Annotated in this window: 13 protein-coding genes and 1 tRNA gene; 5 read left to right on the top strand and 9 right to left on the bottom strand. The window is 32.9% G+C overall.

Annotation, left to right across the window (positions count from 1 at the left end; translation table 11 throughout):
- Positions 1-34 precede the first annotated feature (34 nt).
- On the top strand, positions 35-1,933 hold the full coding sequence (locus tag FF52_RS12635) for an amidophosphoribosyltransferase (protein ID WP_008465986.1): 1,899 nt from the start codon (positions 35-37) through the stop codon (positions 1,931-1,933).
- A gap of 848 nt (positions 1,934-2,781) precedes the next feature.
- On the opposite strand, the gene FF52_RS12630 is transcribed toward FF52_RS12635, so the two are convergent.
- From FF52_RS12630 to FF52_RS12615, 4 genes are all read right to left on the bottom strand, one after another.
- Positions 2,782-3,393, bottom strand: coding sequence for a superoxide dismutase (locus FF52_RS12630; RefSeq protein ID WP_008465979.1), 612 nt, complete (start codon positions 3,391-3,393; stop codon positions 2,782-2,784).
- A 139-nt stretch (positions 3,394-3,532) separates the two neighbouring features.
- Complete coding sequence (pth, locus tag FF52_RS12625; protein ID WP_008465978.1) at positions 3,533-4,162, bottom strand: aminoacyl-tRNA hydrolase; 630 nt, start codon at positions 4,160-4,162, stop codon at positions 3,533-3,535.
- 371 nt (positions 4,163-4,533) lie between these two features.
- Positions 4,534-5,145 carry a 50S ribosomal protein L25/general stress protein Ctc gene (locus FF52_RS12620; protein ID WP_008465977.1) on the bottom strand — a complete coding sequence of 204 codons (612 nt, stop codon included), beginning with the start codon at positions 5,143-5,145 and terminating at the stop codon, positions 4,534-4,536.
- A gap of 73 nt (positions 5,146-5,218) precedes the next feature.
- Positions 5,219-6,160 (bottom strand): ribose-phosphate pyrophosphokinase, encoded by a 942-nt coding sequence (locus FF52_RS12615; protein ID WP_008465976.1) that lies wholly within the window; start codon positions 6,158-6,160, stop codon positions 5,219-5,221.
- Positions 6,161-6,446: 286 nt separating this feature from the next.
- Between FF52_RS12615 and FF52_RS12610 the strand changes: the two genes are divergently transcribed.
- Positions 6,447-6,526: transfer RNA gene (locus FF52_RS12610), tRNA-Leu, on the top strand.
- Here FF52_RS12610 and FF52_RS24035 read toward each other — a convergent pair.
- From FF52_RS24035 to FF52_RS12600, 3 genes are all read right to left on the bottom strand, one after another.
- Positions 6,480-8,042, bottom strand: a complete 1,563-nt coding sequence (locus tag FF52_RS24035; protein ID WP_008465975.1) for a recombinase family protein — start codon at positions 8,040-8,042, stop codon at positions 6,480-6,482. The two genes, FF52_RS12610 and FF52_RS24035, sit on opposite strands and share 47 nt — an antisense overlap.
- A 246-nt stretch (positions 8,043-8,288) precedes the next feature.
- Positions 8,289-9,032: a hypothetical protein gene (locus tag FF52_RS12605; protein ID WP_157498597.1), complete on the bottom strand. Its 744-nt coding sequence runs from the start codon at positions 9,030-9,032 to the stop codon at positions 8,289-8,291.
- Positions 9,033-10,153: 1,121 nt separating this feature from the next.
- Positions 10,154-10,444 carry a helix-turn-helix domain-containing protein gene (locus FF52_RS12600; RefSeq protein ID WP_035691483.1) on the bottom strand — a complete coding sequence of 97 codons (291 nt, stop codon included), beginning with the start codon at positions 10,442-10,444 and terminating at the stop codon, positions 10,154-10,156.
- A gap of 138 nt (positions 10,445-10,582) precedes the next feature.
- Between FF52_RS12600 and FF52_RS12595 the strand changes: the two genes are divergently transcribed.
- The 3 genes from FF52_RS12595 to FF52_RS12585 all read left to right on the top strand — a co-directional run bounded on the left by FF52_RS12595 (position 10,583) and on the right by FF52_RS12585 (position 11,999).
- Positions 10,583-10,906: a hypothetical protein gene (locus FF52_RS12595; RefSeq protein ID WP_008465972.1), complete on the top strand. Its 324-nt coding sequence runs from the start codon at positions 10,583-10,585 to the stop codon at positions 10,904-10,906.
- A gap of 16 nt (positions 10,907-10,922) precedes the next feature.
- On the top strand, positions 10,923-11,234 hold the full coding sequence (locus tag FF52_RS12590; RefSeq protein WP_008465971.1) for a hypothetical protein: 312 nt from the start codon (positions 10,923-10,925) through the stop codon (positions 11,232-11,234).
- A 138-nt stretch (positions 11,235-11,372) separates the two neighbouring features.
- On the top strand, positions 11,373-11,999 hold the full coding sequence (locus tag FF52_RS12585; protein ID WP_008465970.1) for a recombinase family protein: 627 nt from the start codon (positions 11,373-11,375) through the stop codon (positions 11,997-11,999).
- 40 nt (positions 12,000-12,039) lie between these two features.
- On the opposite strand, the gene FF52_RS12580 is transcribed toward FF52_RS12585, so the two are convergent.
- Together FF52_RS12580 and FF52_RS12575 are read right to left on the bottom strand one after the other, a co-directional pair.
- The gene (locus FF52_RS12580; RefSeq protein WP_035691480.1) at positions 12,040-13,206 is read right to left on the bottom strand and encodes an IS3 family transposase; all 1,167 of its coding nucleotides are present in this window, start codon (positions 13,204-13,206) and stop codon (positions 12,040-12,042) included.
- A 16-nt stretch (positions 13,207-13,222) separates the two neighbouring features.
- Complete coding sequence (locus FF52_RS12575; RefSeq protein WP_008465968.1) at positions 13,223-14,320, bottom strand: IS3 family transposase; 1,098 nt, start codon at positions 14,318-14,320, stop codon at positions 13,223-13,225.
- Positions 14,321-14,411: the final 91 nt, after the last annotated feature.

Genomic DNA, 14,411 nt, shown 5'->3' with positions numbered 1-14,411 from the left:
ACAACTTACAACAACACACAAATAACAAAAAACAATGAGCGACGCTTTAAAACACGAATGTGGGATAGCTTTAGTTAGACTACTTAAACCGCTTGAATATTATAAAGAAAAATACGGAACTGCTTTCTACGGAATCCAGAAGATGTATTTAATGATGGAAAAACAGCATAACCGTGGACAAGACGGAGCTGGTTTTGCAAGCATTAAATTTGATGTCGATCCAGGACAGCGCTACATTAGTAGAGTTCGTTCTAATCACGCACAACCTATACAAGATGTTTTTAAACAAATCAATGAAAGAATCAGCGAGGAGTTAAAAGCACATCCAGAATTGGGAGACAACATGAAAGAGCTAAAAGCAAATATTCCTTATGTTGGAGAATTGTTTTTAGGTCACGTTCGTTACGGAACTTTTGGAAAAAACAGCATCGAGAGCGTTCACCCATTCCTGCGTCAAAGCAACTGGATGCACCGTAACCTGATTTTGGCAGGAAACTTTAACATGACAAATGTTAAAGAACTTTTCGAAAACTTGGTTGAACTTGGCCAGCACCCAAAAGAAATGGCTGATACCGTTACGGTAATGGAAAAAATCGGTCACTTCTTAGACAAAGAAGTAATGCAGTTATACCAAGATTGTAAAGCTGAAGGCTACTCAAAAAGAGAAGCTTCTCCAGTAATTGCAGAACGTTTGGATATTGCTAAAATCTTAGCTCGTTCAGCGAAAAATTTAGACGGAGGTTATGCTATGGCTGGTTTACTAGGTCACGGTGACGCATTTGTTTTTAGAGATCCTGCAGGAATTCGTCCAGCTTATTATTATCAAGATGACGAAGTTGTAGTTGTCGCTTCTGAAAGACCAGTTATTCAAACTGTATTTAATGTTCCTTTTGAAAGTGTTCAGGAAATCAATCCAGGAAATGCATTGATTATCAAGAAAAATGGTAACGTTACTATGAACCAAATCTTGGAACCAACTACTTTAAAAGCTTGTTCTTTCGAAAGAATCTACTTCTCAAGAGGAAGTGATGCTGAAATTTATCAAGAACGTAAAAATTTAGGAAAATTTATTTTACCTGCTGTTCTTAAAGCAATTGATAGCGACACAGACAACACTGTTTTCTCATATATTCCAAATACAGCCGAAACATCATTCTATGGTTTAGTTGAAGCTGCTCAGGATTTCTTAAATCAGAGAAAAAATAATTACATTCTAGAAAATAGAAACACATTAACTGCAGAAACACTTCAGGAGCTTTTATCTGTAAAGATACGCACAGAGAAAGTGGCTATTAAAGATGCTAAACTTAGAACTTTCATCACAGAAGATAGCAGCCGTGACGATTTGGTGGCTCACGTCTACGATGTTACTTATGGCGTAATTAAACCAGAAGATAACTTAGTAATTATTGACGACAGTATTGTTCGTGGTACTACATTGAAAATGAGCATCATCAAAATGATGGATCGTTTAAAACCAAAGCGCATCGTAATTGTTTCATCGGCACCTCAAATTCGTTACCCTGATTGTTACGGAATCGATATGGCAAAACTAGAAGGTTTAGTTGCTTTTAGAGCAGCACTTGCTTTATTAAAAGAAAGAAACCTTTATCATATTGTAGACGAAGTTTATGCCAAATGTAAAGCTCAAGAAAATTTCGCAGACAAAGATGTTGTGAATTATGTTACAGCAATATACGATCAATTTACTGACGAAGAAATCTCAGATAAAATTGCAGAAATGCTAAGCTCACCAGAAATAAATGCAGAGGTAAAAATCATCTTCCAAACAGTAGAAGATTTACACAGAGCATGCCCTAAAAATTTAGGTGATTGGTACTTTACGGGAGATTACCCAACTCCTGGCGGAAACAGAGTTGTAAATCGTGCTTTCATGAATTTTTATGAAGGAAAAGACGCTCGAGCGTATTAATAAAATACTAATAAAAGGTTAAATAGTGCATTTCATCGGTTTTTTTTGCCGTTCATCCCATTTCTTTGGTGAAATTGAAAAGCTATGATACTTTTGAGATACCATAACATTAGTAGGTTAAGTTTATGGTAGATTTGGGGCAAAAAGGGTGGAAGCAATTCCACCTTTTTTATTGAAATAAACTCAACCTATTTATAAACAGCCGATTATATCTCTTCATCGGATTTACTTACCTTTCATCTAAAAATTTTTACTCGAAAAAATAACTGTCATACATTTACTAGACCATAACGTTAGTAGGTTAGTTTATGGTAGATTTGGGGCAAAAAAGGTGGAGTAACTTCCGCCTTTTTTATTTTAAATAATTAACGAATTGATAATCAGTGAGATAAAGTCTTTTTATCGAGTATAATTGCATTTCATCTAAATTTTTTTCTTTATAAAAATTCCCGCCATACCTTTACTGGACCATAACATTAGTAGGTTAGTTTATGGTAGATTTGGGGCAAAAAAGGCGGAACTTCTTTCCGCCTTTTTTATTGAAATATATCCCATAACTTTAACAAACAGCCATTATAAGCGTTTTATCGGATATTAATGCCTTTTATCTGAAATGTTTCCTTCAAAAAAATATCTCCCATACCTTTACAGAACCATAACATTAGTAGGTTAAGTTTATGGTAGATTTGGGGCAAAAAAGGCGGAACTTCTTTCCGCCTTTTTTATTTTCTCTTTTTTTGAGAATAGATGAAAGAAAATAGAGTAAAGATTATATACGAAATGTATAGATAAAAAAAGACGAGCACCTTTGGCACTCGTCTTTTCTCTATATTCTTTACTCTATTCTCTTATTTTTCTAAAGCAAATCTTCTTGCAACTTCTGTCCAGTTAATTACATTGAAGAAAGCTTCGATATAATCTGGTCTTCTGTTTTGATAGTTTAAGTAGTAAGCGTGCTCCCAAACATCCATTCCTAAGATCGGAGTTCCACCGTGACCAGCAACTTCTGGCATTAATGGATTATCTTGATTTGGAGTACCTACAACTTCTAACTTTCCTCCTTTTTGAACTGTTAGCCAAGCCCATCCAGAACCGAATTGCGTAGCACCAGCTTTAGCAAATTTTGCTTTAAATTCTTCGAATGATCCGAAAGAAGACTCAATTGCAGCTAATAAATCACCTGTTGGCAATCCTCCTCCGTTTGGAGACATTACAGTCCAGAATAAATTGTGATTGTAAAAACCTCCACCATTGTTACGAACTGCCGCGTTAGATTTGTCTAAGTTGATTAAGATATTTTCGATAGTTTTTCCTTCTAAATCTGTTCCAGCAATAGCAGCGTTAAGATTTGTAGTATATGCGTTGTGGTGCTTTGTATGATGGATTTCCATTGTACGTGCATCAATATGTGGTTCTAATGCATCGTATGCATAAGGTAATTGTGGTAATTCAAAAGCCATGGTATTATGATTTTTATGGTTTATAATAATTTATTCCAAATTTAGACATTTAACTTTGGAATTGAAAATACTATTTCGTTATAATTAAATTAAATTCACTGATAATTTACATTTTTAGAATATAAACACCTGAAAATCTTTATTTTCCATTAAATGTAGTCATTGTATTTTCTAAACCAGCAGTTCCGAAAGTTTTTATAATTTCAGCAGAAGTTTCTAAACGCTCTGGCAATTTTGCTTCTTCTTCGGCATTCCATTCTCCTAAAACATAATCTACCTGCTGTCCTTTTTTAAATTGGTCACTGATACCAAATCTATAGCGGGTATAGTTTTGCGTATTAAGAACTAAATTGATGTTTTTAAGTCCGTTGTGGCCGCCATCGCTTCCTTTTGGTTTGATGCGGATTGTGCCAAATGAAAGGTTCAAATCATCTGTAATAACCAGAATATTCTCTAACGGAATATTCTCCTTATCCATCCAGTATTTTACTGCTTTACCGCTAAGATTCATGTAAGTGTTTGGCTTTAAAAGAAAAAAGGTTCTTCCTTTAAATTTATATTCAGCCAATGCACCCAATTTTACGGTTTCGAATGAAAGCCCTTCTTTTTTAGCGAAAAAATCAAGCACTTTAAATCCGATATTGTGTCTGGTGTTTACGTATTCGGCTCCGATATTTCCTAATCCTACGATTAAATATTTCTTCATATTGTCTTCTTTGTTCTCTTCTTTTGATGTTGATGAAAACAGTTTTGTTATCCATTTTATCATGATTGCAAAAGTAAGATTAATTAGAGAATGCGGCAATTGGATAATTAGATAATTTGAAAATGCGGCAATTAAATAATTTCTTACTGGCCGTGGTTTAACCGCAAAGTTCGCAAGGGTTTACGCAAAGGACACTAAGATTTCTTGTCCTTCTTGTCATCCAAAGCGAAGTCGAAGGACCACATAGAAGGTCGACAACCTAAATTACATACTTTGCGTTGGCTCCGACTCCGCTCAGCCTAACATGTTCAATATTTGTCAAGCTGAGCGGAGTCGAAGCGTTACATAGCAAAAACCTTAGAATCTTAGAAACTTAGAAGCTAAAAAAAAGCCCCAATCGAAAGATTGAGGCTTTTTGTATAGTTTGAAAAAAATTATTTTTTCTTTCCTTTTGCAGGAGCTTTTGCAGCTTTTGCAGCCTCTTGAGCAGCTTTCATAGCAGCACGAGAGATTCTCACTTGACAAACTACAGTGTTGTCTGGGTGCATAATTTTGTACTCTGGTTTTCCAACTTTAGTAACGTATAATTTGTTACCCATTTCAAGTGGAGTGATGTCAGCTTCAACAAAATCAGGAAGATTTGCTGGTAAAGCTTTAACTTTTAATTTACGTTGGTTTAAACGTAAAACACCTCCCGCAAGAACACCTTTAGATGTACCAACGATTTTCACAGGAACTTCCATTGTGATTTCTTTATCATCAAATAATTGGAAGAAGTCGATGTGTAAAATTTTGTCAGTTACTGGGTGAACTTGGATATCTTGCAAAATTGCATTGAATGATTTTCCTTTTCCAAGTTCGATCACAACTGTGTGAGCGTTTGGAGTGTAAACCAAGTTTTTGAATGCAGTAACGTCTGCAGAGAAGTGTACTGCCTGGTTTCCTCCGTATAAAACGCAAGGTACCTGTCCAGCATTACGTAAGGCTTTAGTTGACACTTTGCCCACGCTTTCTCTTTCTGATCCTTTAATTGTAATCGATTTCATTGTAAAAAAATATAGTTATTAAATAAATATTCTAATTTTTAGTGTAGTGAGATTGCTTCGTTCCTCGCAATGACTACATTATAAATTTTCCACTGATGGAATTGTTGTGGTGAACCATTTGCATTACCTCAGCAAATAGAGGTGCGCAGCTTACCACTTTTATTTTCTTTGATTCTCTCTTTAACGGAATTGAATCTGTTACGATTAATTCTGTTAGTTTTGAGTTTTCAATTTTCTCATACGCTCCGCCAGATAAAATAGCATGCGTACAAATTGCTCTTACACTTAGCGCTCCTTTTTCGATCATTAGGTCTGCCGCTTTCGCTAAAGTTCCTCCTGTATCGATCATATCGTCTACTAAGATTACGTTACGTCCCTTTACTTCACCAATAAGCTCCATAGTATCGATAACGTTGGCTGCTTTTCTTTGTTTGTAACAGATTACCACATCTGATTCTAAAAACTTAGAGTAAGCGTATGCTCTTTTTGAACCTCCCATATCCGGAGATGCAATTGTCAGATTTTCTAAATTTAAACTTTCTACGTACGGTAAAAAGATGGTAGAGGCAAATAAATGATCTACCGGTTTTTCAAAGAATCCTTGAATCTGATCTGCGTGCAAATCCATTGTCATGATTCTTGTTGCTCCTGCAGCTGTTAGTAGATTTGCTACTAATTTAGCTCCAATTGGAACTCTTGGTTTGTCTTTTCTGTCTTGTCTTGCCCAACCAAAATAAGGCATAACAGCTGTAATATGTCTTGCTGATGCGCGTTTTGCCGCATCAATCATTAACAACAATTCCATCAGATTATCTGCACTTGGAAAAGTTGAACATACGATAAATACTCGTAAACCTCTGATTGATTCTTCGTAAGACGGTTGAAATTCTCCGTCACTATACGTTGACATCGTTACTTTTCCTAACGGAATCCCGTAATCTTTTGCAATTTTTTCTGCAAGATAAACACTTTGCGAACAAGCAAAAATTTTAGCTTCTGGTTCTAGGTGCGACATTGTAATTTGTTGTTTTATTCCGCTACTTTTCTACAATTCAACTTTATTATTTAAATAAAGCAGAAAGCGTATAAATGTCTCGGATGTAGTTAGTTGTGTGTGCTTCGTTTTAACGAGCTGCAAATTTATAAAATTTATTGAACACTGAAAGTAAAAATTTAAGTATTTTTAGTAGTTGGTTTAAAATTATTTTTTACATTTGCACCGTGTTAAAGGAATGGCGCCATTTATGACTTCATTCTATTGCGTTAAAATAATCGCTTTTGGTTATTTTTTCGTCTGCTACGCCCGGATGGCGGAATTGGTAGACGCGCTGGTCTCAAACACCTGTGGGAAACCGTGCCGGTTCGACTCCGGCTCCGGGTACATTAACGGAAAAGCTGTCATTTTTGACGGCTTTTCGTTTTTTAATACCTTCCGAAGCCTTGATATTCCTAGTCAGAATCTCAATTACCTCATTCACTTTAGTGGTTCGACAATTTTCATTTCCAAAAATTAATTTTTCAGAAAATATAGCTCCTGCCAGGATTCTTTTCCCTTCGTAATCACTAGTAGCAAAGAATTTTTGTAAATTCATAAGCAACTCAAGCCCTGATTCAATATCCGACTTTATCGAATCCGTTTTTAATCCCAGAATTTCAATTTCATTATTGACAATGTTTAGTTCTTTATTAATTCGGGAGACTATATTATTAAATCTATCTTTATCAATATCTTTTGCCAACAACATATCTTCTGCATCTTCTATTTTGGTTTTTAAAGTCCTTTGAAGCTCTTTTTTTAGCTTCAACTGATTTTCCTTATCCCCGTTAATTTGAGACTCAGAATCTTTTAAAATATCGAAATACAGACCCTTTGCGCTTTCATTAATTGCTAATTCAGATAGTATGTTCTCAATTTTATAATGCGCATGCTCTGCACGAACCCTAGTTTCACATTTATTTCTACAATGATAATAAGCATATTTTTTAGTTCTACCTGTAGATAAGCTACCAGTAATTTGACCTCCACAAACTTCACAAATTAAGAAATCACGCATTGGAAATTCTAAATTTTTATGAGAAGGCTTTGTTCCATACCATCTTTTTCTTTTAAAGACATCCTGCACTTTATTAAAGGTTTCAATGTCGATTAAAGCTTCATGTTTCCCATCGACCACCATCGCAGGTTCTTTCTTGTATTCAGGAACTGCTATTTTACCAATATAAATAATGTTTTTAAGCATTTCACTAAAAGCGCTTTTTTCCAACTTCATTCCTTCCGCTCTCAATCTTTTTCGGATAACTTCTACAGGCTCAATATTTATGGCTACCTCATGAAATGCTCTTTTCACAAAAATTGAATATTCATTAGCTTTTAACGTCGACTTTTTAAGTTCATTACGGAAATTATTATAACCATATGGAGCTTTTCCTGTAAAATATCCATCTTTTTTACATTGATAAGTTCCTGCTATGGTTCGACTTGATATCTTATCCCGTTCAACTTCTCCTGCTGTCAAATATATTGACAGCACCATTTTATTATCTGAATTACTTGTATCTAAATATTGTTCAGATGCGTTTAATTCAATTCCCATTGAGTCAAACTCTCTTAAAACAGTTAATGCCTGCTCAACATTACGAGAGAACCTATCCCACTTAGCAAAAAATACTTTATGAATTTCTCTTTTATTGGCTTTTGCATAAGTCTTTAATTTTGACCATTCTGGTCGGTTAAAGTTTTTTGCAGAGTGGTCTTCTCTGTATACTTTCACAATGTTATAGTTTCTCGCATCGCAGTATCTCCTTAATGACTCTTCTTGGTAATCAAGACTAAAACCTCTTTGAGCTTGCTCATCAGTACTTACTCGACAATATATTATTACATTTATATTATTCATTTTTTTTCTAATTTATTTTTATAGTACACCTCAGCAAATTTATAAAGCACATCCCTGATTAACTTTACTTCTTCATCTGTGTAACTAACACCTTTTTTATTTAATTTTTTTTTACACTCTGTTATACTTAACAATTTTATTCTCAGTCACCCATCTCAATTTTTATTAGGGAGGAAGATTGGTTTTTTGGGATAAAATCCCAATTGAAATACTTACAACCAGTAAGCACTTTTTTATTTCCAAAAATTATTCTGGAAATAATGTTTCATCTATAATCATCAATGTAGATTTCAAATAATACTTTCCTGAATCTGGCACTTTAATCGCTTCATCTTCAAATTTTGTTGCTCCATCAACGACTGTAATCGTTATAAAGGGAAAATCTCCACTCTCTTTAAATTGACCTATTAACGATTCCCCTATTCCTGTATTACTTTCTAAATCATCCCACTTAACTACAAGATATTCTTCAAAAGATTGAGACCTTTCTTGGATGTCTTTTTCAACATCCACTGGACTTTCATCTTCTCTTTCTTCAAAATAGTCAGTATCAACTTCATGTTTTTCTCTAGAAATAATTTTTGATACATCTTTAACAATTTCTGGATTCTCTATTTCGGAAGAAACTAATTTACTTTTTCTTCTTTTTCTATTCCATGAACAATTGTCACCTTTAATTTTCCTTACCGTCGGCATAATACTAATCTTTGATTTTTCTAGAAAATCATCTGGAAATATCCATTTTTCAATTTGTGTAACCTCAGCCTCACGTAAGTCATTGGTATGTTTTCCATCATTATATGGTTGAGTATTCAGATAACCTATACTCTCCAAATATTGGAAATTCATTTGAATAGTCTTCTTTTTATAAGTTCCCAACTCTTCCGCCAGAACGCTACTTGTTTTAAAGTATGGCTGTCCTTGGATTTGTCTAGATATCACGTCACTTATGATTACTTTCTGAAGAAGAGTTAGGTCTTTATTTTTCATTAGTTTAGGAAATAAACGGAGGAAATTATCTAACCCTTCAGATTCTATTTTTTTATTTTTAAACATTGCATTATAATATTATTACCCCAAATTGAAGTTGGGGATTTATTTGGATTAATATTTGCATCAATCAGACTGATTAATACTATGAAATAAAATATTGTATGATTTTAAATAATTCTTCATGAAAGGCTTAAGAACCATTTCAGATTGAAGATTTAATTAGTTTCTAGTTTTTTCAAAACCCGAATTTAATCTACCAGACAGTTGTCCTTTTTAGGCATTAAACTCCTTTATTAGTCAAACGTTAAATCACTCAAAATAACGCACTTTACTGACTTATAACAAATATACTTCGGAATTTAGGGATAGCCAATAAAAATAAATTTTGGTGTTATTTTATTTTCTCATATATTGCCCGACCCGATTAAAAATAGCACAGCCCTACCTCTCAATTAGCATAGTACTACTATCTGTAACACATAGCTATACTGCCTAAAACTGATACAGCATCCCTTCTGAAGAGTAATAAAATAATAATACAAATAACAAAAAAATAAGAAAAAGTAGAAGAATAAAATAATTCATTTAGATTGAATTAACCTTATTTCTTTAAAGAAATAACATAAAAAAAATATAAGTAACCTAAGACAAAAATTGGATATTATATCTTTTAGGAATATACCAAAAAAAAGATTTAAAACGATAACAAGCAAAGTAATTATATCTATATAAAAACTCACCAATCCTTTTCTATATCACTCCTTGCTTGACAGTACCACCATCTACATAGTACCCTTCCCTGAGGGTACCCCCCCTCCGTGGAAATCATATCACCAAATGATTATGTTAGTTACCTCTCTTTTTATATACACAATAGAAAAAATAGCAATTATATACACATCATGCCGAAAAAATATTTTTGACAATTTTTGACAATTTTCTGTACTTAAACAGCATTTTTTGAGCATCTTTTTGTACAATTTCGAAATAAAAGAGCACGTATCAAGAGGCAATTTTAGCTCCAAAACCCCTTTATTTTAGGATAATTGAACGTTTAGTTGAGTTCTCTTTATGCCGTAAAGTGATTTTTTCTATTTTTTTAAGCTTAAACTAGCTTTTTAGACCTTATCGGTTTTATTTCCTTCTAAAATCAACAAACCTTTTTCAATAAAACTTTTAGCTTCCTCAATCTCACTTTGAGCGATAGACGTTCCTTTAGTAGGAACGAACATCTCCCTTACATCAACATCAAGTGCTTCTGCCAACTGAAGCAACAAATTTATTGTTGGCAAATTTTTCTCTGATGAAATATTGGAGATTGTTGTCATGCTTACACCAACCTTGCTCGCAAGCTCATCTCTTGAAACTCCTTTTAAATTCATCAATTCTTTTAGTCGTAGTATTTCCATTTCAGTATTTTTTCAAATCCAAAGATAATCAAAAAATAAAGCATAGCTTACTTTATCATGATAAAAATAAAGTGAAATTTGCTTTTAAATAAAATATTACTTTACTTTGCAATGTAATAATAAAGCAAAACTTGATTTATGACCGCAACAGACTTTAAATTAGAATTAAGAGAAATCAAAGAAAGCCTAAAAGGACTAACACTTCAATTGGTAACTCAAAATGGCTACAGACCATATTACAGTTTAAAAGATTTTGGAAATGCAATTTTAAATGAAGAAGCAAAGGGAAATGATTTTAGGATAAATGAAGTCTGGACAGAATGTGGAACAATATCAGCTAAATCATCAAAAAATCTTGCAGAATTATTCAAAACCAACGTAATAACTGGAATCCAATTTGAAAGCTTTTGGAATCCAAAAACACAAGAAGAATTTATTAAAAGTTTTGGAGCATTAGACTAACATAATTAATAAAGACATGGAAACACCATCAAGAACAATGCAAATTGCACAAACAATATTAGAACAAATTAAGTGTGAAGATAGAAGCGCTTTAATGGCATGGGGAGCTAAAAACTTTTCCGCAATCAGTGAAAGTGAAGAGTTTGAAGGGGGATTAGCTTTTCAAGTAAATGGATTAAAACACAAAGGATGGGTTAAAATTTGTCTTCGCTGGGTTGACGATTATACGATAATATTCATCAATCGAAATCGTGAAATTGTTAAAACTTTTGAAGGAGCTTATTGCGATATGTTAGTTCCAGTTATCGACTGGATTGAAGGCAAATAAATTTCATTCCTGTTTTAGTTTTAGACTATAACCATAAATTAAAACGAGCAAACTTCTCTAAAGTCTTATCAAATGAGTCAAATGATTCAAAATAATTGAGAGTCTAATTTTGAAACAAAAATCAATAAATTTTTAGTTATGTATTACTTTTATTCTCGCATCTCAACTGCTCAACAAAATTCAAGTCGCCAAATTGAAAATTTCAAAAATCACATTGGCTATGATGCAAAATATGTTTTCATTGAAAAAATTCAAGGAAATATTCCATTCATGCAACGTCCAGAGGCAATAAAAATGTTTGATGAAATTACAAGTCAAAATAATTACTGTACTGTAGTAGTGGATTCAGTCGATAGACTTGGTCGAAATTTATTAGATATTCTGAATACTATTGAACTATTTACTCAAAACGGTATTAATCTTAAATCTTTAAAAGAAGGATTCTCAACCCTTCTGGATAATGGTCAGGAAAATCCAATGGCAAAACTTGTGATTTCAGTGATGGGAAGTATTGGAGAAATGGAACGAAACCGCATTAAAACCAGAACTGCCGAAGGTGTAGCAATTGGTAAGGCTTTGGGCAAATTCACTGGTAGAAAATTAGGAAGCATCCAAACTGACGAAAAGCTTTTACTGAGACACCAAACTATTGTCAAAAAACTTCAAAAAGGTCTTACTATTCGTGAAATTTCAGAGATTACAGGAGCGTCCTCCGCTACTATTATCAAAGTAAAAAAAGTAATGAAGTTTAGACAAATAAAGTAATCATATAATTCAAACAATTATCACATTTAATCTATGAATTTCAAAGATACTCTCGTATATAAGATTTTTCAAATTCTTCAATCGTCTTATAGCCTAAAAATGAGTGCCTTCTTTTTTTATTGTACCAATTTTCAATATATTCGTAAACTTCCTCTCTCATCTGTTTCCTCGATAGCAGTTTATTTCCAACAAGCATTTCAGCTTTGAAAAAAGTAAAAAAACTTTCGCAAACAGCATTGTCGGTATGATTTTCTCTACGGCTCATACTTCGTCTAACAAATTTACTAGAATCTAATGTATCAGTAAAAAGTTTGTTAGCGTATTGAACTCCTCTATCGGAATGGAAAATTAATTCTTTTACGATTTTTCTATTTTTAACAGCCATTTCCCATGCAGGTAAAGTTGTTGCTTTAACGCTTAATTTTGTACTTAAATTCCATCCTATGATTTTCCTGTCAAATAAATCCATAACAATTGTAAGATACATAAAGCCTTTTATTGTTTGAATATAGGTTATATCCGAAACCCAAACTTTAGCAGGCTCACTTACTGTAAATTGTCTATTTAAAGCATTTGGAACTACGTAGTGGTTATGAAATGAATCAGTCGTGACCTTAAATTTTCTTTTAATTTTTCGACGTAACCCCAACATTCTCATGTACTTTTTTACTGAAGAGTTTTTTATTTTAAATCCTCTATTTTGAAGCTCTCTTGTAATTTTGAAACATCCATATCTTCGCTTAAATTCATAGTATATAGATGTGATTTCTTGTTTCAATAAAATTACTCGAGATTCTGTATCTGTAAGTTCCTGTTTTTTTGTTCTATAATATGTTGTTTCCGACACTTCTAATACAGTTAACATTTTTGCAATTGAAAATTCAGATTTATTGTTTTCAATGAAATTTTTAGTCGCTATTTTACCTTGTGAAACGTGTTTAGTTCCTCTTTTTAAAATTTGAAGAGAAATTTTTGAATCTTTAATTTTTCTTTCAAGGTCTGTAATTACAGCTTGTTCCGCAGTTAAATTTGGGTGACCAGGGCCTGGAAAACTTCTTGTTCCAAATTTTTCAAAGTCTTTTCGCCATTTGTACAAATTATCTGGAGATATTCCCAACTCTCTTGCAAGACATGCAAGTTGTCCCTTACCTCGCTCATAACTTAATTTAACTGCATTCACTTTGAAAGTACGTTCGTATGTTTTCATAGGCTGAAGTTTATCGTCAAAGGTTTTCAAAATATTCAGATATTTTTTCTTGCATTTGTTTTCTGGTAAAAAGCATATTTAAATTAACCAATTCAGATTTAAAAGATTTGAAAAAACTTTCTGATACAGCATTGTCAGAATGATGTCCTATTCGACTCATACTTCTTCTAATAAACTTATAGGAGTCTAATTTATGGCTGAAGATTTTGTTAGCATATTGAATGCCTCTATTAGAATGAAATATTAGTCCGTTCTCTGGTTTTCTTTTATTGACAGCCATTTCCCATGCTGGCATTGTTGTTTCATTTATAGTTAATCCATTACTAAGGTTCCATCCAATAACTTTTCTGTCATATAAATCCATAATAATTGTTACAAATAAAAATCCGTTGGATGTTTGGATTCGGGCTATGTCAGATATCCATGCCTTGCATGGTTCTTCGAATGTGAATTGCTGATTTAAAATATTTGGAAATTTATATGGGCTGTTAAGTGAATTTGTCTTAAGTCGGTAATTTCTTCTAATCTTACTAACAAGACCTAGTTTTCTCATATGAATACACACTTGACCTGTTTTTATTTTAAACCCTCGACTTTGCAACTCTGCTGTAATTTTTGCACCTCCATACAACTCTCTGAATTCATAAAATATGGAAGTTATCTCTTTTTGCAACAAATTTACCCTATGCTGTCTTTGCGAAATTGTGTGACTTTTCCATTTGTCAAATGTAGTTTTATCTGTACCCAAAACTTTACACATTTTTGTAATTGTGTATTTGTCTGAATGTTTTTTTATAAAGTCATAGATGGTAAGGTTTGATTCGGAAATGTATTTACTAGCACTTTTAAAAATTTCAAGCTTAAGTTCTGATTCTTTAAGCTCGTTTTTTAGTTTCCTTTTTAGTTTAGAAAATTCTGTTTGTTCTTGATTTAATCTCCAATTACCACGTCCACAGAAACTTGTTTTTCCAAATTCAAGAAACTCTTGTCTCCAGCGAGTCATAAAGGAAGGATTAATGCCAAGCTTTCTTGCTCCTTTTGTAAGACCGATTTCATAACCTAATTGAACAGCCTTCTCTTTAAAGTTTCGGTCGTAAATTCTGCGATTTTTCATTTCTTAAATTTGAAATTTCGTTCAGATGTGAATTTAAGAAATTTAGTAACATAGATATATAAGATAATGAGATACCGTATTCAATGAAAAT

Origin of the sequence: Flavobacterium sp. F52, from assembly GCF_000278705.1 — a bacterium.
Lineage (GTDB): Bacteria > Bacteroidota > Bacteroidia > Flavobacteriales > Flavobacteriaceae > Flavobacterium > Flavobacterium anhuiense.
The sequence above is the reverse complement of the archived record's forward strand: the minus strand, read 5'-3'. Positions and strand labels throughout refer to the sequence as shown.